We start from the raw sequence: 20,799 nt of genomic DNA, 5'->3' as shown, positions 1-20,799 counted from the left end.
CGGTCCGCTCGTAGCTTCGGGGTGTGCCCGGCCGCGAACGCGGCAGGCGCCCCACCGACAGCTCCGAAAGGGTTCCCGATGTTCGACATCACCAAGGTGCAGGCTGCTCCGAGCGCGGATCTCCTCACGCCCGACAACGCGGTCATGCTCTTCGTGGACCACCAGCCGCAGATGTTCTTCGGCACTGGCAGTGGTGATCGCGCCGCGATCATCAACAGCACCGTGGGACTCGCCAAGGCGGCTCGGGCCTTCGACGTACCGGCCGTCCTGACCACGGTCGCCGCCGAGTCGTTCTCCGGGCCCCTCCTGCCGCAGCTCGCCGAGGTGTTCCCCAAGCACGAGATCATCGACCGCACGACCATGAACGCCTGGGAGGACGAGGCGCTGGTGGCGGCGGTCAAGGCGACCGGGCGCAGGAAGATCATCCTGTCGGGTCTGTGGACCGAGGTCTGCCTGGTGCTGCCCGCGCTGTCGGCGCTGGGGCAGGGGTACGAGGTGTACGTCGTCTCCGACGCCTCCGGCGGCGTCAGCCCGGCCGCCCACGAGCACGCGCTGCAGCGGATGGTGGCCGCCGGCGCGGTCCCGGTGACCTGGGTCCAGGTCCTGCTCGAGTTGCAGCGCGACTGGGCGCGCCAGGAGACGTACGGCGCGGTCATGGAGATCGTCAAGGCCCACGCGGGCGCGTACGGCCTGGGCGTCGTGTACGCGCAGAGCGTCATCGGCGCGCACGCGGCCGGCTGACGCCCGTGGACACCGGCATTCTGATCCTGCGTCTGCTGGTGGGACTGCTCATCGCCGGCCATGGCGTGCAGAAGATCAGCTCACACCTGGGGGGCAAGGGCCTCGCGGGCGGCACCGAGGAGTTCCGCGCCGACGGCTTCCGCGGCGGAGCCCTCACCGCCCTGGCGGCAGGCGGCGGCCAGATCGGATCGGGTCTGCTGCTCGCCGCCGGCTTCCTGACTCCGCTCGCCGCGATCGGCGCCATCGGGGTCATGACGGTCGCCCTCACCGTGAAGTGGCGCCATGGCCTCTGGGTGCAGAACGACGGGTACGAGTACCCGCTCGTCCTCATCGGTACCGCCGCGGCTCTGACCGCCACCGGACCCGGCGACTGGTCCCTCGACGCGGCCTTCGGCCTCACGCCGTACCCGCTGTGGTGGGCAGCCTTCGCACTCGCTGCCGGGCTCGGCTCCGGCCTGCTCACCCGGATCGTCCTGCACCGGCCGGCCCCCGGGGCACAGTCCTCGGTCACCAGCGGGCACTGAGCACGATCCGCACAAACCGGGTCCGGCCGCCCGAGTCCCCGACCGGGCGGCCGGACCCTTTCACCCGTCGGCTCGCGGACATCCGAGTGGACACCACCATCGCCTCATCCGGAGCCCTCGGCCCCGCCCCGCTTCGAGTACCCGAACGAGAGATCCACGCGATGAACACAGCCTCCGCCACCAACGGCGCCGACGACGCCGACGCGCAGGACAGCCGGCCGAACACTCCGCCGCGACGCAGATTCGAGCCCGACCTCCGGTCGATGACCCGGATCAACCTCCGTCCTATCGCCTCACCGATGCCGCTGGGCTTCTTCGCGGTGGCGATCGCTTCCGTGATGACGGCGTGCCTGCAGCTCGGAGTATTCGAAGCCGAGGCCCGCCGCGCCGTCGCCCTGTGCGTGTTGCCGGCCTTCGCGCTGCAACTCCTGGTGAGCATCCTGGCTTTCGGCGCCCGCGACGTGATCGCGGCAACACTGATGGGCGCCTTCGCCGGCAGTTGGCTGGCGTACGCGCTCGTCATGCTAAGCGGCGCGGCTGACGGTCTGCGCGTGCTGGGCGTCTTCAATCTGGCGTTCCTGTGCCTGGGGGCGCTGATGACCGCGGTAACACGGCCCAAGCGCGCGCTGTGGTTCGTCCTGCTGGTCTCCCTGCCCCGCTGGGCGGCAACCGGCCTGTCAGGCCTTACCGGCGCCGCGTGGCTCACCCGCACGTCCGGCGCACTGGGCCTCCTGGTGGCGCTCGTTGCGATGTACACGGCCTTCGCCCTGATGCTGGAGGACATGCGCACCGAGGAGGTCCTGCCCATCGGCCGCAGCGGCCCGGCCCACGCCGCCGTCGAGGGCGACCTCGCGGTCCAGCTCCGCAATCTGGAACGCCAGGCAGGCGTTCGCCGCACACTCTGAACACCTGCACCCCAGACCCGCGCACCCCCGTACAAGCCGCTGTCCTCGGACCGTTGGTCGATGATGACGAGACCCCGGCTCTCCGGCTGCTCGCAAGCTGTCCGCACTCCGAGCGGGCACCCTCGAATTCCTATGGATCGGCTCGGTCCTGGGGCGCGCCTTCCATCGCACTGGGCGATCACCGCCGGCCTCATCGAGGACGACGGGCGAACGCCCAGTGTTCCGTCATGACCTGCTCCGTCAGGCGGTCCAGGCACCGATCTCGAAACCTCCGCGCGGCGGGCACTGCAGCAGGAGGCGGCAAGTCGGCTCGTCACAGCGGGCCGGACCTCGGTCACATGCGATCCCGCGCCTGCTCACGAGCGTGAGCACACCAACCGGTCGGCCATCGCCGGTAATGGCGCAGGCCGACGTCGACGCGGTCGGTCCGTCCCCGTTCCCGCCCCCGCATCCGTCCGCGGACGCTGCACCCGCAGGCAAGACCCAGGACGTCCTGTGACAACTCGCGGCGCCTACCCCGCCATAGCGTGACGGCATTCCGCGCCGCGACGAGGCGCGGACCAGCCGACCCTGAGCGAGGAAGACAACCATGCCGTACATCACCGCGGGCCACGAGAACACCACCTCCATCGACCTCTACTACGAGGACCACGGCACCGGGCAGCCGGTGGTCCTCATCCACGGTTTCCCCCTCGACGGCCACTCCTGGGAGCGGCAGAGCGCCGCGCTGCTCGACGCCGGCTACCGCGTGATCACCTACGACCGACGCGGCTTCGGCCAGTCCTCGCAGCCCACCACCGGCTACGACTACGACACCTTCGCGGCCGACCTGAACATCGTGATGGAGACCCTCGACCTGACCGACGCCGTCCTGGTCGGCTTCTCGATGGGCACCGGCGAGGTCGCCCGCTACGTCTCCAGGTACGGCTCCGCCCGCGTTGCCAAGGTCGCCTTCCTCGCCTCGCTGGAGCCCTGCCTGCTCAAGAGCGACGACAACCCGGACGGTGTCGCCCCGAAGGAGTTCTTCGACGGCATCGTCTCCGCCGTGAAGGCCGACCGCTACGCCTACTACACCGCCTTCTTCAACGACTTCTACAACCTCGACGAGAACCTGGGCACCCGCATCAGCGAGGAAGCCGTCCGCAACAGCTGGAACACCGCGGCCGGCGGCGGCTCCTTCGCGGCCTCCGCGGCACCGTCGACGTGGTACACCGACTTCCGTGCAGACATCCCGGCCATCGATGTCCCCGCCCTGATCCTGCACGGCACGGCCGACCGCATCCTCCCCGCCGAAGGCACCGCGCGCCCCTTCCACAAGGCCCTCCCGTCCGCCGACTACGTCGAGATCGACGGCGCCCCGCACGGCCTGCTGTGGACCCACGCGGAGGAGGTCAACACCGCACTCCTCGCGTTCCTGGCGAAGTGAGGCCTCTCCCGCCGGCTCACCCGGAGTGAGCCCCACCCGCGGCAGCCGGACCACCGGCTGCCGCGGGCGCCGACGCCGACATCGACACCAACGCCGGCACCGACGATCAGGCGCACTCCGGCTTCGAGGCCCGCGATCACAGCATCCACACAGGTTCAGGAGAGCAGAAGCATCATGCAGTTCGGCATCTTCACCGTCGGGGACGTGACACCCGACCCCACCGATGGTCGTGTTCCCACGGAGCACGAGCGCATCAAGGCGATGGTCACCATCGCTCTCAAGGCCGAGGAGGTGGGCCTGGACGTCTTCGCGACCGGCGAGCACCACAACCCGCCGTTCGTTCCCTCCTCCCCGACCACCATGCTCGGCTACGTCGCCGCCCGCACCGAGAAGCTGATCCTGTCCACCGCCACGACTCTGATCACCACCAACGACCCGGTGAAGATCGCGGAGGACTACGCGATGCTCCAGCACCTGGCCGACGGCCGGGTCGACCTCATGCTGGGGCGTGGCAACACCGGACCGGTGTACCCCTGGTTCGGGCAGGACATCCGCCGGGGCATCGACCTCGCCAGGGAGAACTACGCGCTGCTGCGCCGGTTGTGGCGTGAGGACGTGGTGGACTGGGAGGGCAGGTTCCGCACGCCCCTGCAGGCCTTCACCTCGACACCGCGCCCGCTGGACGGCGTCGCGCCCTTCGTCTGGCACGGATCCATCAGGTCGCCGGAGATCGCGGAACAGGCCGCGTTCTACGGCGACGGCTTCTTCCACAACAACATCTTCTGGCCGGCCGACCACACCAGGCGCATGGTGCAACTGTACCGGCGCCGGTACGCCCACCACGGCCACGGCCGTCCGGAGGACGCCGTCGTGGGGCTCGGCGGCCAGGTCTTCATGCGAAGGAACTCACAGGACGCGGTACGGGAGTTCCGCCCGTACTTCGACAACGCGCCGGTCTACGGCCACGGCCCGTCGCTGGAGGACTTCACCGAGCAGACCCCGCTGACCGTGGGCTCTCCCCAGCAGGTCATCGAACGGACCCTGTCCTTCAGGGAGACCGTGGGCGACTACCAGCGCCAGCTCTTCCTGATGGATCACGCAGGCCTGCCCCTCAAGACCGTCCTGGAGCAGCTCGACATCCTCGGCGAGGAGGTCGTACCCGTGCTGCGCAGGGAGTTCGCGATCGGACGCCCGGCCACCGTACCGGACGCCCCGACGCACGCGGCGCGAGCCACCGCCGCCGCGACGCCGCAGGGGGTGACCGCCTCATGAGGCTGGTCGCCGTCTCCGCGGGGTTGAGCACCCCTTCCTCCACCCGCCTGCTCGCGGACCGGCTGGTCGAGTCGGTCCGCGACGAACTCGCCGTCCGGGGCGGTGTCGTGTCGGCCGAGGTCGTGGAGCTGCGCGAACTGGCCGGCGATATCGCCGACCATCTCGTGACCGGCTTTCCGGCACCGCACCTGGCTGCCGCGATCGGCGCGGTGACCGGAGCCGACGGCCTGATCGCCGTCACCCCGGTGTTCACGGCCTCCTACAGCGGGCTGTTCAAATCCTTCTTCGACGTGATCGATCCGGACGCCCTCGCAGACAAGCCGGTCCTGGTCGCGGCCACCGGGGGCACTGCTCGCCACTCCCTCGTCCTGGAACACGCCATGCGACCGCTCTTCGCGTATCTGCGCACCGCCGTCGTTCCCACCGCGGTGTACGCGGCGTCTGCGGACTGGGGTTCAGGGGGAGACGCGTACGCCGACGGCCTGCCCGCCCGGATCCGCCGGGCGGGCGGTGAGCTGGCCACACTCATGGCGGACCGCCCGACCCGGGTCGAACCCGCGGACGATGTCACCGCCCTCGAACAGCACCTCGCGGACCTGCGCTTCGACTGAGGCGCGCGCTGCCCGGACGGATCAGAACTGGTGCGTGCGGAGGACAGCCGCCGCCTTGCGGGTCCCCGGATTCGTCCGTACCGAGTCCCGATCGCGCCGGCTGCCGACACCGGCAGGACCACACCTGCACGGAGCGCGAACGTGCCCTTCCTCCCCGTATGGGCAGCGGCGAGGTCACCCGCTACCTCGGCACCTACGGCTCGGGGCGTGTCTCCAAGGCCGTGGTGCTCGGCGTGGTACCGCCATTCCCTGCTGAAGACCGAGGACAACCCTGACGATGCCGACGGCATCGTCTTCGAGGAGATCCAGGGCGCCATCCACGCCGACCGCCCCGCCTTCATCGGCGAGTGATTAACCGCTTCCCCCGCTCTCCGAAAGCGAGATCGCATGTCCAGCATGCCCGTCGCCGGGATCCGCCCCGGCCCGTCGGCCTCCGACCGCTCCCCCGACCACGCCGCCGACATGGTCGTGCGCAATGCCAAGGTGTACACAGGCGACCCGCTGCACCCCCGGGCGAGCGCGGTCGCGATCCGCGCCGGCCTGATCACCGCCGTCGGCGACGACGCCGACGTCCTGCCGCACGTCGGCCCGGACACCCGGGTGGTCGACGCGCTCGGCCGGCGCGCCGTCCCCGGCCTCAACGACTCGCACCTGCACGTCATCCGGGGCGGCCTCAACTACGTGTTGGAGCTGCGCTGGGACGGCGTACCGACGCTGCGACAGGCGCTGGCCATGCTGCGCGCCCAGGCCGAGCGCACCCCGCCGGGCCAGTGGGTCCGGGTGGTGGGCGGCTGGTCCGCCGACCAGTTCGCCGAGCGCCGGCTGCCCACCCTCGCCGAACTCAACGCAGCCGCCCCCGACACCCCGGTGTTCGTGCTGCACCTGTACCAGTCGGCGCTGCTCAATCGGGCGGCGCTGAGGGCCGCGGGCTTCACCCGCGACACTCCCGACCCGGTCGGCGGGCAGATCGTGCGCGCTCACGACGGCGAGCCGACCGGCCTGCTGCTGGCCGCCCCGGGTGCCCTGCTGCTGTACTCCACGCTGGCCAAGGCGCCGACCCTGGACGAGGCCGACAAGGCCACCTCGACCCGGCACTTCCTGCGCGAGCTCAACCGTTTCGGGCTCACCTCCGCCATCGACGCGGCGGGCGGCTTCCAGAGCTTCCCGGAGAACTACGGCACCGTCACGGAACTGGCGAAGGGCGGCCGGCTGACGCTCCGGATCGCCTACCACCTGTTCCCGCAGACCGCCGGACAGGAGCTGGACGACCTGCGGCGCTGGGTGGAGACCGTCCGACCCGGCGACGGGGACGAGTGGCTACGGCTCAACGGGGCCGGGGAGAACCTCACCTGGGCGGCCGCCGACTTCGAGAACTTCTCCGAGCCACGTCCCGAACTCGGACCCTACGAGGCCGGGTTCGAGCAGGCGGTGCGCCTGTTGACGGAGCACGACTGGGGCTTCCGGCTGCACGCGAGCTACGACGAGACGATCCGCCGCGACCTTGCGGTCTTCGAGCGGCTGGCCGCCGAGGGCCTGTTCCCCGGCGGGGGCCGCTGGCTCTTCGACCACGCCGAGACGGTCTCCACCGCGAGCCTGGACCGGATCGCGGCGCTCGGCGGCGCCGTCTCGGTGCAGAACCGGATGTCTTTCCAAGGTGAGGCGTTCCTCCGGCGCTACGGCGCGAGCGCGGCCGCCGAAGCCCCGCCGGTGCGGGCGATGCTGGAGCGCGGCCTGACCGTCGGCGCCGGCACCGATGCCACCCGGGTCTCCTCCTACAACCCGTGGGTGGCCCTGCACTGGCTGGTCTCCGGACGGGCCGTCAGTGGACGTGCGCTCCGCCCGGACACCAACCGGTTGAGCCGCGAGGAGGCGCTCGACCTGTACACCCTGGGCGGTGCCCGGCTCACCGGTGAGGACGAGGTCAAGGGTCGTCTGCGGGTGGGCTGTTACGCCGACCTCACGGTGCTCAGCGCCGACTACCTCACCGTCCCCGAGGCGGACATCCCGCACATCGAGTCGGTGCTCACCATAGTCGGCGGCCGCATTGTGTACGGCGCCCAGGAGCACGAGGGCCTTGCGCCCGAGCTGCCGGCCGTGGTGCCGCTGTGGAGCCCGGTGGCCCGCTTCGGCGGCTACCAGGCCTCCCCGGCACCGAGCCTGTCCGGCGTCCGGCAGGCTGAGCAGCTGGCAGCCGCGGTGGCCGACTCCGACGAGCAACGTGCCTGGCGCGCGGCCCGCGGCCAGTGGGTACCCGGACAGGGCGGCGGTCCCGTACTCGACGACCCCTGCTTCCTCTGAGCCGTCCGCTTCCCGGTTGACTGGTTCAACCACCATGCGCCGCCCGGTCCTTGCCGCTTGGCGCGCACGGCGTTGCCCGGCGAGAGCCGTGAAAGGACCACCCTCGTGACCTCCCCCTCCTCCCCCACGTCCGTACCCGCCGCGCGGATCCACGACCACCACCCGCTCGTGCTGGCCCTGTTCGCGCTGACCGCCGTGAGCGGCCTGATCGATGCGATCAGCTATCTCGGACTCGGCCACGTCTTCACCGCGAACATGACCGGGAACGTGGTCGTGATCGGCTTCGCCCTGGTGGGCACGGACGGCTTCTCGATCACCGGCTCGCTCACCTCACTGGCGGCCTTCCTGGCGGGTTCGGTGCTGGCCGGGCGGCTCGCGGCCAGGCACAGCGCCGGCCGCCGGGCGCCATGGCTGCGCGCGGCGCTGCTGGCCGAGACGGCGTTGCAGGCGGCGGCGACGGCAGTCGCGTTCGCGTGCGCGCCGAACGGGGCGAGCGAGTACGGGACGGCGGCCGGGACCACGCTGATCGCCCTGCTGGCGCTGGCCATGGGCCTGCGCAACGGCACCGTCCGCAAGCTCGCGGTCCCGGATCTGACGACCACGGTCCTGACGCTCACCCTGACCGGCCTCGCGGCGGACTCCTCGCTCGCCGGCGGTGACAACCCCCGGCTGGCGCGGCGGCTCGGCGCGGTCCTGGCGATGCTGGCCGGCGCCGCACCGGGCGCCGCACTGGTGATCCACGGCCACCTGGGCTGGGCACTGCTGGCCAGTACCGTCCTGGTCGGGGCGGTCGCGCTCGGTTACCGCGAGGGCGACCAGGACGACCGGAATCATCGAGTCACTTGATCGACATCTAGTTGAAGAATAAACCATATTCAACGACAGGCCATCCTGCGGTCCGCCACCCGGAGGTAACGATGACGACCGCTGTGACCGACAACCCTGACCAGTCGCGGTTCGAGATCACCGAGGACGGCGCACTCGCCGGCTTCGCCGAGTATCACCGCTACGAGAACGAGATCGAGTTCATCCACACCGAGATCGACCCCGACTTCGGCGGCCGCGGACTCAGCGGCATCCTGGCCCGCGCAGCCCTCGACAGCGCCCGGGAACGGGGCCTGGCCGTCCTCCCGTACTGCCCGTTCATCCGGGGCTGGCTCGGCAAGCACCCCGACTACGTCGACCTGGTGCCCGAGGCCGAGCGCACCCGGTTCGGCCTGTGAGCCCCGACACGGCGGCCGACACCGCCCCCGCCCCCGCTGTCGCCGCCCGGGACTTCGTCCGGTCGGCCGGCGTCGTCGCCACCAGCACCGGCGAGGACTACCGCGTCGACATCCGCTCCGGCCGCCACCACCTCACCGCCGACGAACCGCCGTCGGTCGGCGGCGCGGACACTGCGACCACCCCCATCGGGCTGCTGCTCTCCGCGCTCGGATCCTGCACCGCGATCACCCTGCGGATGTACGCCCAGCGCAAGGAATGGCCGCTGGAGACGGTGCGGGTGCACCTCGGCTACGAGAAGGGCCCGAGAAGGCTGTCCACATCACCCGCCGCATCGACCTGTTCGGCGACCTGGACGACGCCCAGCGCGCCCGACTGCTCGACATCGCCGACCGGACCCGGTCACGCGCGCCGTCTCCGCCGGCACGCCCATCGTCCCGGCCGCCCCGCGCGGCCCGATCCCGGAAGGCGCCGCCCACCATGGCTGAATCCGACCTTCGCCCGTCCGTCCGCGGCGGTCGTGAAGCGACCCCCGGCGGACCGGTCCGCGAACTCCTCGAACCGCGCGGGACCGCGCTCGGCGGCAGCACCATCGTCCGCCGACTGCTGCCGAACCTCGGCCGGCGGATGGTGGGTGCGTGGTGCTTCGTCGACCACTACGGTCCGGACGACATCACGGACGAGCCGGGCATGCAGGTGCCGCCGCATCCACACATGGGCCTGCAGACCGTGAGCTGGCTGCACCAGGGCGAAGTGCTGCACCACGACAGCCTCGGCAGCCTGCAAACCGTGCGTCCGCGCGAGCTGAGCCTGATGACCTCCGGCCGGGCGATCTCTCACTCCGAGGAGTCCCCGCGCGAGCACGCCCGCTACCTGCAGGGCGCCCAGCTCTGGGTCGCCCTGCCCGGTGCCCACCGCCACACCGACCCCGCCTTCGAACACCACCCCCACCTGCCCGAAGTCACCGCCCCCGGCCTGCACGCCACCGTCATCCTCGGCACCCTCGACGGCACTACCTCCCCCGGCACCATCCACACCCCCCTCGTCGGCGCCGACCTGACGCTGCGCGAGGGCCGCTCGGCCCGGATCCCCGTCGAACCGGACTTCGAGTACGCGGTGCTCACCATGTCCGGGCTCACCGAGGTGGACGGCGTCCGGCTTGAGCCCGGTTCGATGCTCTACCTGGGCAGCGGCCGCCGCGAACTGCCCCTGCGCGCCCTCACCGACGGCTCCCTGCTGCTGCTCGGCGGCGAACCCTTCGACGAGAAGCTCGTCATGTGGTGGAACTTCATCGGCCGCACCGGCGAGGAGATCACCCGGGCGCGCGAGGACTGGATGTCCGGCACCCGATTCGGCGAGGTCCACGGCTACGACGGAACTTTCCGTGCCCTCCGAGGACAGCACCGGGCACGCACGGAACAGGCCTCTCCGGCCGGCCTGCCTAACGTCGGTTACGGTCCGGACCGCGCCTGCGGGGGACGTCCGGTGACTGTGCATCAGGTGGCGAGGGAGACAGCTGACAGATGAGCGGAACCGACGAGTTCGACCTTGTGGTGCTGGGTGCCGGTCCGACCGGGGAGAACCTCGCCTATCGCGCGAGGGCCGGCGGGCTGAGCGTGGCGATCGTCGAACGCGAACTCGTGGGCGGCGAGTGCTCGTACTGGGCGTGCATGCCGAGCAAGGCGATGCTCCGGCCGCCGGCCGCGCTGCGGGAGGCGCGGCGGCTGCCCGGCGCCCGGGCCGCGGTCGGGGGCGGGCTGGACGCCGACGCGGTGCTGCGCCGCCGGGACGACTTCGCCTCGCTGTGGCGGGACGACGGCCAGGCGGCCTGGCTGGACTCCGCCGGGATCACACTGGTCCGCGGGCACGGCCGGCTGGATGGCGAGCGACGGGTGGTGGTGGACGTCGCGGGCGGAGGCCAAAGGGTCCTGACCGCACGACACGCCGTGGCCGTCTGCACCGGCACCGGTGCAGCCCTGCCCGACCTGCCGGGCATCGAGCGGACGGGCGTGTGGACCAGTCGCGAAGCGACCAGCGCGGCCGAGACCCCCGGCCGGCTGGCCGTCGTCGGCGGCGGCGCGGTCGCCGTGGAGATGGCCACGGCCTGGAGCGCGCTCGGCAGCCGGGTGACCCTGCTGGTCCGGGGACCGGCCCTGCTGCCGCGACTGGAGCCCTTCGCCGGCCACCTGGTGGCCGAGGCACTTCGGGAGTCCGGGGTCGATCTGCGGTTCGGGGTCCCGGTGACCGGCCTGGCCCGGGACGGCGAGGTCGTCCTGGACCTCGGCGGTCACGGAGAGCTTCGGGTCGACGAGGTGCTGTTCGCCACCGGGCGGCGGCCCTCGACCGGTGACCTGGGACTGGACACGGTCGGGCTGGAGCCCGGCGACTGGATCGAGGTGGACGACACCGGGCTGGCCGTGGGCGTGGCCGGCGGCTGGCTCTACGCGGCCGGCGACGTCAACCACCGCGCGCTGCTGACCCATCAGGGCAAGTATCAGGGCCGGATCTTCGGCGCGGTGATCGCCGACCGGGCGGCCGGGCGCGAACTCGACCTCACCCCCTGGGGGCGCAGCGTCGCGACCGCCGACCGGGCGGCCGTGCCCGCCGTGGTCTTCACGGACCCGGAGGTCGCCTCGGTCGGGCTCACCCTCGCCGAGGCGACCGCGAGCGGCCGGCGCGTGCGGGCCGTCGACTACCGGATCGGCGATGTGGCGGGGGCCGCGCTGTACGCCGACGGGTACCGCGGGCAGGCCAGGGCCGTGATCGACCTGGACCGGGAGACCGTGGTGGGGGCGACCTTCGTCGGATCCGGGGTCACCGAGCTGCTCCACTCGGCGACCGTCGCCGTCGCCGGGGAGGTACCACTCAGCCGGCTCTGGCACGCGGTGCCCGCCTACCCGACCATCAGCGAGGTCTGGCTGCGCCTGCTGGAGGCCTACCGCGGCTGACCCGGGCCCGGCCGACCGGTGGCCGCTCGACGGCGGGCACCGGCGAGGTGACCTCAGCGGTCACCGGCCAGGCGGCTCAGTTCGGCGTCCCAGTCGATCAGTTCGGACTCGGTGCCGCGGGGTACGAGGGCGAAGCTCCGGCTGCGGAGCCAGCCGCGCAGCGGCTTGACGGGGACGTCGAGCAGGGCCGTGCCGTCACGTCCCATGAGCATGATCCGCAGCTGTCGGCGGCCGTGGCAGTGGCACGGCGGCCAGATCCGCACGTCGCCGAGACCCGCCGGCTTGTGCAGGCCCTCCCACAGCAGGTCGCGGGAGAACTCCCAGGTCCCGACGGCCTCGTCGGAGTCGGGGAACTCCAGGAGCACGGCGAAGGGAGCGTCGCGGCGGTACTCGAACCGCACCGGCAGGTCGATGAACTGTCCTTCTCCAATGAAAAGTTGAGCCCCCAACGGGAGCACCGTGGAGTCCGCTCCCTCGGCGGGACCCTGGTCGTGCATCGGGTGGCGTCCGGGCACGCTACCTCCAAGGTGGTGACGGGCGGTACGGCGTCCGAGCCGGTCGCCCTCGCGGCTTCGGTGATCGTGATCGTGTGAGCGGCCGTGTCGGGGCGGGGGCCCGTCGTCGGACGGGCCCCGCCCGCCGGTCATGCCCCGGGGTGAGGGGTGACCACGAGGTGCTCGGCGAGGAACCAGACCTGGGCCTCACCGGTGCGGATGACCTGGGAGACCAGGAGGTCCTGGGTGCCGTCGTCGCCGAGCTGCGCGGTACGGGTGGCCGCGTCGCGGGCCTCGGCCAGGATGGTCTCGTGGGCGTCGAGGAGCCGCGAGAGCATCGCGGGCACGTCCTCGACCCCGTCCGGCGGACGCGGCACGCCGGTGATCTCGGCAGCGTGTCGGGGATCGCCCACGGCGACGCCGCCCAGGCTCTGCACCCGTTCGGCGAGCACGTCGACCAGGGTCAGCTGCTCCTGGGCGTGCTTGTCGAACAGTAGGTGCAGTTGGTAGGAGGTCGGGCCGTGCACGCCCCAGTGGTGCTTCTTGTACAGGGCGTACAGGAACTGGGTGTCCGCGAGGACGCGGTTGAGCCGTTGGCAGGAGTACTGCCGGGCGTCGTGGGACAGTGCGATCGGCAGCTGGGTGACGGTGCCGAACGCGTGGATCTCGGGGCTGTGCTGGTGGAGGCGTGGTTGGCTGCTCATGGTTCTCCTGTTCAGTCGGTGACGGAGGTGACGGAGCGGACGGCGGTGCGGATCAGGTCGGCGACCTGCTCGGGGTGGGCGAGCATGACCAGGTGCGAGGAGTCGATCTCGACCGTGGTCGCCCCGGCACGCCGGTGGCCGAACCGCTCGACCTCGGGGTTGATGGTCCAGTCGGCGGAGCAGACGAGCCCCCAGGACGGCTTGCTCTTCCATGCGGAGACCGGCACGGCCTCGCCGAAGGCCGCGGCGGCGAGCGGGCGCTGCGAGACCGCGAGCACCCGCGCCAGCGCCGGGTCGACGTCGGCAGCGAAGATCGCCGGGAAGCGGTCGACCTCGACCGGGACGTCGGTGCCCTGGCCGTCGCCGCCCTCCAGCGGGAAGGGCGTGTACACCAGCGCCGACGCGAGCTCGGAGGCGGGGAAGCCGCCCTGCAGCTCGCCCAGGCTCTCGCCCTCCTCCAGCGCGTAACCCGCCGGGTACACCAGCGCCTTGACGTTCTCCTCGGCGCCGGCAACGGTGATCACGGCGCCACCGTAGGAGTGGCCGACCAGCACGACCGGTCCCGGGATCTGCCGGACCACGGACGCGATGTAGGCGCTGTCGCCGGTCAGACTGCGGTTGGGTACGGCCGGTGCCAGCACCTTCAGTCCGTCGGCGAGCAGTTCGGGTATGACCCGGGCGGAACTGGAGGTGTCGGCGAAGGCGCCGTGCACCAGCACGACGGTGGGGGTGTCGTTCGCCGTCATTCGTGTCTCCTTGGGTGTGCCGAGTTCTTCGGGGCGGCGGCGGGCGGTCAGCCCTGGTGCAGGGCCTGACGCAGCGTCTGGACCGCCAGGGTGACGGCGCCCTGCGCGGAGGTTGACGAGCGCAGCGCGTTGAGCATCACGAAGTCGTGGATGGTGCCGAGGAACCGGACGGCGGTGACGGGAACACCGGCCTGGCGCAGCTTCACCGCGTACGCCTCGCCCTCGTCGCGCAGCACGTCGGCCTCACCGGTGATGATCAGCGCCGGCGGCAGCCCCTGGAGCTGCTCGACGGTGGCGCGCAACGGCGAGGCGGTGATCTCGGCGCGCTGGTCGGGGTCGGTGGTGTACTGGTCCCAGAACCACTGCATGGCGTCGCGGCGCAGGAAGTAGCCGGTCGCGAACCGGTGATAGGAGTCGGTGTCGAAGGCGGCGTCGGTGACCGGGTAGAACAGCACCTGCTGCACCAGCGGGACGTCGCCGCGCTCCTTGGCCATGAGCGTGAGCGCCGCGCTCATGTTGCCGCCCACGGAGTCGCCGGAGACGGCGAAGCGGGACGCGTCCAGGTTCTTGGTGTGTCCGTCGGTCACGACCCAGCGGGCGACGGCGTAGTTCTGCTCGATGGCGATCGGGTAGCGCGCCTCGGGCGACAGGTCGTACTCCGGGAAGACGACGGCGGCCTGCGCGCCGACCGCCAGCTCGCGCACCAGGCGGTCGTGGGTGTGGGCGTTGCCGAACACCCAGCCCGCGCCGTGGATGTAGAGGACGACGGGGAGCGGGTCGGTGGCTCCGGCGGGGCGCACGATGCGCGCGCGGACCGCGCCGGTCGGGCCGCCGGCCACCTCGATCCACTCCTCGTCGATCTCCGGCTTGGCGATCTCGCCGGACTGCACCTCGTCGACCGCCTGGCGGCCCTTGGCGGGGCCCAGGTCGAACAGGTACGGCGGGTTCGCGGTGGCCTCGGCGAAGGCCCGGGCCTCGGGCTCCAGGGTCGGCCCGGCGCCGGCGGCGTTCTGCGCGGACATGGTGATCACCTCGGGGTTTCGTTGTTCTGCAGGACGGTCATCAGGCTAGGAACGCGCAGGCAGGAGGCCTGTACTGACGGCGCACCGCCTCCAGCCGCTCCGCGCACCCCTGACCGCGCCAGCGGACGGACCGGCCTCGCCGCTGTCGTTCGAGGGTTCAGTTGAAAGTTTCACTTCCGCTCTCCGTGGCGGTATGAATGAGCCCGAGGACCTCGGCGGGCCGGGCGGACGGGAGTGCGATGGGCGACGAGAGCGGGACACGGTTCGGCCGGATGCTGCGGGAGCTGCGGCAGGCTCGTGGCCTGACGATCGAGGAGCTGGCGGAGGCCTCCGGTGTCTCGGGGCGCGCGATCGGCGACATGGAGCGGGGGCGGAGTCTGCGCCCGCAGCGCGGAACCGTCACCGCGATCGCGCAGGGTCTCGTGTTGGACGAGGCCGCACATGCCGAACTGCTGGCGGTCGCACGGGCCGGCCGCACGGGCAGCAGGCCACCGGCTGCCGTCAAGGCACCGCTCTGCGCGCTGCCCAGAGGCGTCCGGGACTTCGTCGGCCGGCAGGCGGAGCTCGCCGCGCTGCGCGGCCTCGCGCACCGGCCGCCGCCCGCCGAGCCGGGTGGGGGCACCGCGGCACCGCCGGTCGCGGTGGTGTTCGGCGCGCCGGGCAGCGGCAAGACGTCGTTGGCCGTCCGGTTGGCCGAACAGCTCGCGCCGGAGCTGGCGGACGGGGCGTACCTGCTGGACATGCAGGGGCTGGACGCGCAGCCGCTGTCGCCGCAGGAGGCGGTGATGCGGCTGCTGGGCGCGTGGGGTGCGGGTGACCTGGATCTGGTGCAGCTGAGCCCCGAGGAACGTCTCGCGCGCTACCAGGAGGTCGCGGGCAGGCTGCACGGGGTGCTCGTCCTGGACAACGCCGGCCGCGAGGCCCAGGTCAGGCCTCTGCTGCCGCGGGAAGGGCGGCTCCTGGTCGTGGTGACGAGCCGCCACACGATGGCCGGGCTGGAGGGGGTGCGGCGCGTGGAGCTGCCCGTGCTGGATCCGCAGGAGTCCGGTTCGCTGCTGCGTGCGGTGGTCGGCGCCGGCCGGGTGGACGCGGAGCCCGACGCCGCGCGGACGATCGCCGAGTTGTGCGGCCATCTGCCGCTCGCCGTGCGCGTCGCCGCGAACTGGGCCGCCACCCGGACGAACTGGAGCCTGCACCGACTGGCCGTCCGCCTCACCGACGAGGACCGCCGGCTGGACTCGCTCAGCGCGGGCGATCTGCGCGTCAACTCGGCGTTCTCACTGTCCTACTCGCGCCTCGCCCCGGGTTCCGCCCGGATGTTCCGGCTGCTGTCGCTGGTCCCGGGGCCGGACTTCAGCCTCCCGTTGGCGGCCGTCCTCGCCCGGGTCTCCCTGTTCGACGCGGAGGACCTGCTGGAGGAGCTGCTGGAAGCCGGCCTGCTGACAACCCACCGGGACGACCGCTACCGTCTCCACGATCTGCTGCGCCTGTACGCCAGGGCGCAACTGCGCCAGGAGGACGGCGGGGCGGAACCGGAGGCCTCACGCTCCCGGCTGCGCGCCTGGCTGCTCGACACCGCCGTCATCGCCGGGCGGTGGCACGAACCGGACTACGGTGCGCCGGCGCCGGATCCCGAGCGGCTGGCGGCACTGGAGAGCCCCGAGCAGGCCATGGGCTGGCTCAAGGCGGAGCGTGCCAACTGGCTGGCCGCCTTCCGTGAGGCCGCCGAACTCGGTGAACACGGCGCGGTCAACGAGGTCGGCCGGGCCATGGGCCTGGTGTCCGACAACTGGGTGTCCGCCGGCCACTGGACCGAGGTCTTCACGACGGCCGCCCGGGCCGCGTCGGCGCTCGGCGAGCCCGCGACGGAGGCCGGCCATCTGAACGACCTGTCCTGGGCCCACTGGGTGTGCGAGGGCCGCCACGCGGACGCGGACGCCGCCGCCGCGGCCGCACTCGACCTCGCCCGGGCCTGCGGAGACCAGGTCCAGCAGGCACGGGCGCACCTGCGGTTCAGCGTGCTGCGGGACGCCGTCGGTGACGCCTCGTCGGCTGCGGACCACTGCCGCCGGGCCATGGACCTCTTCATCGCGGCGGACGAGATCAACCGCTACCTCCCGGCCTGCAACGTGAGCATCCGGCTGCTGCACAAGGCCGGCCGCATCGACGAAGCCATCGCGACCCACCGGGAGGTCATGGATGTGCTCGCCGATCCCCGCCATGCCGAACACATACCGGAGAGCGTGCGGGGCCTCACCACGCTGATCGCCACGTACCACCTGTCGTTGGTCCACCTGAATCTCGGGCACTGGGTCGAGGCGGTCGATGCCCTTCGCCCCCTCCGCGGGCAGCTCGACGCCCGCGGTTACCACCGGGTGGCGGCCAAGGTCCACCTCCACCTGGCTCACGCGCTCGCCCACCTCGGGGGGAGCGGCGAGGCCGCCACCGAGTACCGCGCCGTCCTCACACTCGAGGACCGCATCCCCGCGGACCTGGTGCGGGAGGCCCGTGCCGGCATCGAGGGGCTTGGGACCGGACGGCTGTCGCCGCCTACCAGCTTCGAGTGACCGGCCGCCGCAACTCCCGCGCGGCCAGGACCGGGTCCGGGGTGAGGCCCGTCCCGGCGCACGCTCGCCACTCGCGCGGGGAGACGCCGTAGGCGGCCCGGAACGCCCGACTGAAGTGACTGGCGCTCACGAAGCCCCACCGGCCCGCGACCGCCGCCACCGTCGACCGGTCGAGCGCCGGGCGGGCCAGGTCCCGCCGGCACATGTCCAGCCTCTGCCGCTGGATCCAGCGGGCCACCGTCTCGCCCTCGAACTGGAAGATCTTGTGCAGGTAGCGCACCGACACGTGGTGGGCCGCCGCGATCCGCTCCGGTGACAGGTCCGGGTCGCCCAGGTGGCGCAGGATGTGGTCCTTCACCCGTGCCAGCGTGGCGCCCGCCGGCTCGGGCGCGTCCGGGACCGACCGCCCGCTGCGCTCGTGGGCGAGCACCGCGAGCAGGTCCAGGGCCGTGGTGGCGAGCCGGCCGGCCACACCCGGCTCGAGCGAGCCCGCCGACCGGGCGAGGCGCTCCAGGTACGCGGCCACCAGTGCGGCCGTACCGCTGCCGGTGTCGAAGGCCGTCGCGGTGAGCACCCGCAGGTCCTCGTCGGACACGCCCACCGCGGAGCGCGGCCAGTGGAAGGCCGTGAAGGCGAAGGGCTCCGGCAGTTCCTTGGCGAACGGCCGCCCGGCGTCGGAGATCGCGAAGGTGCCCGGCCGCAGCAGCACCTGGTGGCCGTCCTGCCCGAGCCGGGCGGTGCCACGGTGCTGGAGCGCCAGTGTGAGGTGGTCCTCCCCGCCCCGGGCGATCAGACCCGCGGTGCGGACGACCCGCTGCGGGCCGGCCTGCACCAGGGAGACCTGCAGGGCACCGAGGCGGTGACTGGTGATGGTCCCGGCTGCGGGTGCGCTTTCGAGCAGGGAGACGTCCAGCGGGATGAAGGTGTGGGAGACCGCCTCGTGCCAGTACTCGGCCCGTTCGGCCGGCGGCACCGGGGCGGTGTCGAGAACGGCGGACATCAGCGCTCCTCACGTGTCGGGGTGCGGGGCATCAGGCGGGCGGCAGGTATCCCCGCTCCGCCGCCCGCTCCATCCCACCGCGCTGCGACGTCCCGGACCAGGAAGAACCGCAGGAAGAAACCCACCCGCCGAGGTCCGCCTCACCCGACCTCACCAGGAGCGGCGGTGCAGGGCCACGTGCACGGTGTCGACGGCCTGGATCAGCGCGGCCCGGGCGGTGCCGGTGGGATGGAGCGCGTCGAGGAGGAGGAAGCCGTGCACGGCACCCTGGTAACGCGTCGCCACCACCGGGACGCCCGCCACACGGAGCCTGGCCGCGTAGGCCTCGCCCTCGTCCCGCAGCACGTCGGCCTCGGCGGTGACCACGAGCGCCGGGGGGAGCCCGGCGAGTTGGTCCAGGGTGGCCCGCAGCGGCGCGGCGGTGACCTCCCGCCGCCGCCGCGGCTCGGGCAGATAGTCGTCCCAGAACCGGCGCATGTGGTCGCGGTGCAGGAAGTACCCTGTCGCGAACCGGTGGTAGGACGGGGTGTCGAAATCCGCGTCGGTCACCGGGCAGAGCAGCACCTGGTGCACCAGCCGTACGTCCCCGCGCTGCCGGGCGAGCAACGTCAGGGCCGCCACCAGGTTGCCCCCCGCGGAGTCGCCGACGGCGGCGATCCGGCCTCCCTCCAGTCCGATCTCGTGGCCGTGCGCGTGGATCCACCGGGCCACGGCGTAGCACTGCTCGACGGCGACCGGATAGCGGACCGCGGGTGCCCGGGCGTAGTCGACGTACACGACCGCGGCATCGGTGCCCAGGGCGAACTCCCGGATCAGCTGACCGTAGGAGGCGGCGTCGCCGAACGACCAGCCGATGCCGGGCAGGAACAGCACCACGGGGCTCGGCTCGGGGGCGCCGACCGGCCTGGTCACCTGAACGTGCACCCGCCCGGTCGGCCCGCAGGGCAGGGCGAGCCACTCAGCCGTGGTGCCGTACGGGTCGTCCGGCTCCCCGAGGACCGCCGCAGCGACGTCGCCCGCAACGTCCGCGCCGTCCGGGGCGAGGAGGGAGAAGTCCGGGAATTCCGTCGCCGCCTTGCCGGCGGACGCGTCCAGGAACTCCTGGAGCGCCCGGTCGAGCGCCGGTCGTCGGCGGTGCGAGGGGGTGGTGTCGGACAACTCTTGGCTCCTGGCGTGATCGGACGGGCGCTGCGCACGCCGCTCGACCGTATGTTCCCGACGGCGGCCGCAATGGCCTGTCCGTGCACGGATTGCGGCCACCGGCCTGCGGATCGTCAGCCGGCATCCGTGGTCCGCAGCGCGCGCCACTCGCGGGGCGAGACTCCGTAGGCGGCCCGGAAGGCCCGGCTGAAGTGCGCCGGGTTGACGAAGCCCCACCGCTGGGCGACCGCCGACACCGTCGGCGCGGCACGGCCGCGACGGCCCAACTCCTGGGCGCATGCGTCCAGCCGACGCTGCTGGATGAGCCGGCTCACCGTCACCCCCTCGCGCTCGAAGAGCCGGTGCAGGTACCGCACGGAGATGTGGTGGGCCCGTGCGATCGTCTCGGGCGACAGTTCCGTGTCGCACAGGTGGCGGTCGATGTGCTCCCGCACCCGGCGGACCAGATGGTCGTTCGCAGCGCGCGGCCCGTCGGCCGTTCGGTCAGCGGTCAGCTGGGCGACGAGCGTGCTGAGCAGGTCGGCGACACTGCCGGCCAGCCGGTCACCGACCGGGGCGGAGTACGAGTCCGCGGACGCGGCGAGTGTGCTGAGGAAGGGCAGCAGCACGGACCCGCACCCCTCCGCCGGGCTGACGGCCGTGCCCGCCACCTGCTGCAGCTCGCGCTCCGGCACGCCCAGCAGCCGGCGCGGCAGGTGGAACAGATGGGTGCGGAAGCGCTCCGGGTAGTCGACGGAGTACGGCCGCGTCGTGTCGTACAGGACGAGCCCGCCTGCCGACACCTCCGCCCGGCGCCCGTCCTGCTCCAGCACGGCCCGACCCGACACCTGCACCCCGACCCCCACCTGTGGCTCGGTCCGCGGGGTCCGTGCGATCAACGCCGACGTACGGGAGATCCGCGCTGCGTCCGCCTCCAGCGTCGAGATCCGGACGTACCCGAGCCGGTGCGACGCCAGGTGCCCCTCGAACGACCGCCCAGCGCGTGGGACCACCTCCACCGGCACCAGCGTCCGCGACATCGCCCGATTCCAGAACGCCGCCTTCTCGTCGTCCGGGACCGACGCGGTCGTCACCTGCGAGCCCATCTGACCGCCCTTCCGTCGCAACCCTGCGACGCAAGCCTGATCCGCAGGTCGGCAGGCCTGTTAGGTCATCTGAC

At 72.3% G+C, this 20,799-nt stretch carries 18 protein-coding genes and 3 pseudogenes; 14 read left to right on the top strand and 7 right to left on the bottom strand.

The genetic code is table 11. The features are described 5' to 3' along the window. Window positions 1-78: 78 nt before the first annotated feature. From AB0M03_RS00315 to AB0M03_RS00255, 13 genes and pseudogenes are all read left to right on the top strand, one after another. A complete protein-coding gene (locus AB0M03_RS00315) occupies window positions 79-741 on the top strand; it encodes a hydrolase (protein ID WP_363486711.1) in 663 nt (220 codons plus the stop codon). 5 nt (window positions 742-746) lie between these two features. Continuing rightward, the gene (locus AB0M03_RS00310) at window positions 747-1,265 is read left to right on the top strand and encodes a DoxX family protein (RefSeq protein WP_363486709.1); all 519 of its coding nucleotides are present in this window, start codon (window positions 747-749) and stop codon (window positions 1,263-1,265) included. A 263-nt stretch (window positions 1,266-1,528) separates the two neighbouring features. Continuing rightward, window positions 1,529-2,170, top strand: a complete 642-nt coding sequence (locus tag AB0M03_RS00305) for a GPR1/FUN34/YaaH family transporter (protein WP_363487372.1) — start codon at window positions 1,529-1,531, stop codon at window positions 2,168-2,170. A gap of 589 nt (window positions 2,171-2,759) precedes the next feature. Next, window positions 2,760-3,596: an alpha/beta hydrolase gene (locus tag AB0M03_RS00300; protein ID WP_363486707.1), complete on the top strand. Its 837-nt coding sequence runs from the start codon at window positions 2,760-2,762 to the stop codon at window positions 3,594-3,596. 174 nt (window positions 3,597-3,770) lie between these two features. After that, window positions 3,771-4,868 (top strand): LLM class flavin-dependent oxidoreductase, encoded by a 1,098-nt coding sequence (locus AB0M03_RS00295; protein ID WP_363486705.1) that lies wholly within the window; start codon window positions 3,771-3,773, stop codon window positions 4,866-4,868. Continuing rightward, window positions 4,865-5,479, top strand: coding sequence for an FMN reductase (locus AB0M03_RS00290; protein ID WP_363486703.1), 615 nt, complete (start codon window positions 4,865-4,867; stop codon window positions 5,477-5,479). The genes AB0M03_RS00295 and AB0M03_RS00290 overlap by 4 nt, the downstream gene beginning before the upstream one ends. Window positions 5,480-5,637: 158 nt before the next feature. Then, window positions 5,638-5,752 (top strand): annotated as a pseudogene (locus AB0M03_RS00285) (alpha/beta hydrolase); the annotation flags it as partial. Window positions 5,753-5,866: 114 nt separating this feature from the next. Then, window positions 5,867-7,777: an amidohydrolase gene (locus AB0M03_RS00280; RefSeq protein WP_363486701.1), complete on the top strand. Its 1,911-nt coding sequence runs from the start codon at window positions 5,867-5,869 to the stop codon at window positions 7,775-7,777. 105 nt (window positions 7,778-7,882) lie between these two features. Continuing rightward, window positions 7,883-8,623: a YoaK family protein gene (locus tag AB0M03_RS00275; RefSeq protein WP_363486699.1), complete on the top strand. Its 741-nt coding sequence runs from the start codon at window positions 7,883-7,885 to the stop codon at window positions 8,621-8,623. 71 nt (window positions 8,624-8,694) lie between these two features. After that, window positions 8,695-9,000, top strand: a complete 306-nt coding sequence (locus tag AB0M03_RS00270) for a GNAT family N-acetyltransferase (protein WP_363486697.1) — start codon at window positions 8,695-8,697, stop codon at window positions 8,998-9,000. After that, window positions 8,997-9,299: pseudogene (locus tag AB0M03_RS00265) on the top strand (OsmC family protein); the annotation flags it as partial. The gene AB0M03_RS00270 and the pseudogene AB0M03_RS00265, both read left to right, overlap by 4 nt. A gap of 179 nt (window positions 9,300-9,478) precedes the next feature. Next, window positions 9,479-10,375: pseudogene (locus AB0M03_RS00260) on the top strand (pirin family protein); the annotation flags it as partial. Window positions 10,376-10,521: 146 nt separating this feature from the next. Beyond that, window positions 10,522-11,946, top strand: coding sequence for an NAD(P)/FAD-dependent oxidoreductase (locus AB0M03_RS00255; RefSeq protein ID WP_363486695.1), 1,425 nt, complete (start codon window positions 10,522-10,524; stop codon window positions 11,944-11,946). 53 nt (window positions 11,947-11,999) lie between these two features. Here the strand turns inward: AB0M03_RS00255 and AB0M03_RS00250 are convergent, their stop codons facing one another. From AB0M03_RS00250 to AB0M03_RS00235, 4 genes are all read right to left on the bottom strand, one after another. Further along, window positions 12,000-12,395, bottom strand: coding sequence for an SsgA family sporulation/cell division regulator (locus AB0M03_RS00250; RefSeq protein ID WP_363486693.1), 396 nt, complete (start codon window positions 12,393-12,395; stop codon window positions 12,000-12,002). 194 nt (window positions 12,396-12,589) lie between these two features. Then, window positions 12,590-13,144 carry a DNA starvation/stationary phase protection protein gene (locus AB0M03_RS00245; protein ID WP_363486691.1) on the bottom strand — a complete coding sequence of 185 codons (555 nt, stop codon included), beginning with the start codon at window positions 13,142-13,144 and terminating at the stop codon, window positions 12,590-12,592. 11 nt (window positions 13,145-13,155) lie between these two features. Then, window positions 13,156-13,890: an alpha/beta hydrolase gene (locus AB0M03_RS00240; protein ID WP_363486689.1), complete on the bottom strand. Its 735-nt coding sequence runs from the start codon at window positions 13,888-13,890 to the stop codon at window positions 13,156-13,158. 47 nt (window positions 13,891-13,937) lie between these two features. Continuing rightward, window positions 13,938-14,912, bottom strand: a complete 975-nt coding sequence (locus AB0M03_RS00235) for an alpha/beta hydrolase (RefSeq protein WP_363486687.1) — start codon at window positions 14,910-14,912, stop codon at window positions 13,938-13,940. 197 nt (window positions 14,913-15,109) lie between these two features. On the opposite strand from AB0M03_RS00235, the gene AB0M03_RS00230 reads away from it, so the two are divergent. Further along, entirely contained in the window at window positions 15,110-17,479 is a 2,370-nt protein-coding gene (locus AB0M03_RS00230) for a helix-turn-helix domain-containing protein (RefSeq protein WP_363486685.1), read from the top strand. On the opposite strand, the gene AB0M03_RS00225 is transcribed toward AB0M03_RS00230, so the two are convergent. The 3 genes from AB0M03_RS00225 to AB0M03_RS00215 form a co-directional block, all read right to left on the bottom strand. Beyond that, window positions 17,463-18,479, bottom strand: a complete 1,017-nt coding sequence (locus AB0M03_RS00225) for a helix-turn-helix domain-containing protein (RefSeq protein ID WP_363486683.1) — start codon at window positions 18,477-18,479, stop codon at window positions 17,463-17,465. The genes AB0M03_RS00230 and AB0M03_RS00225 overlap by 17 nt on opposite strands. Window positions 18,480-18,629: 150 nt before the next feature. Continuing rightward, window positions 18,630-19,637, bottom strand: coding sequence for an alpha/beta hydrolase (locus AB0M03_RS00220; RefSeq protein WP_363486681.1), 1,008 nt, complete (start codon window positions 19,635-19,637; stop codon window positions 18,630-18,632). A 116-nt stretch (window positions 19,638-19,753) separates the two neighbouring features. Then, the gene (locus tag AB0M03_RS00215; RefSeq protein ID WP_363486679.1) at window positions 19,754-20,713 is read right to left on the bottom strand and encodes a helix-turn-helix domain-containing protein; all 960 of its coding nucleotides are present in this window, start codon (window positions 20,711-20,713) and stop codon (window positions 19,754-19,756) included. Window positions 20,714-20,799: the final 86 nt, after the last annotated feature.

Source organism: Kitasatospora sp. NPDC051914, assembly GCF_040680995.1.
Classification (GTDB): Bacteria; Actinomycetota; Actinomycetes; order Streptomycetales; family Streptomycetaceae; genus Kitasatospora.
Note: the sequence above shows the minus strand (reverse complement) of the source record. Positions and strands in the feature narration are given on the sequence as shown.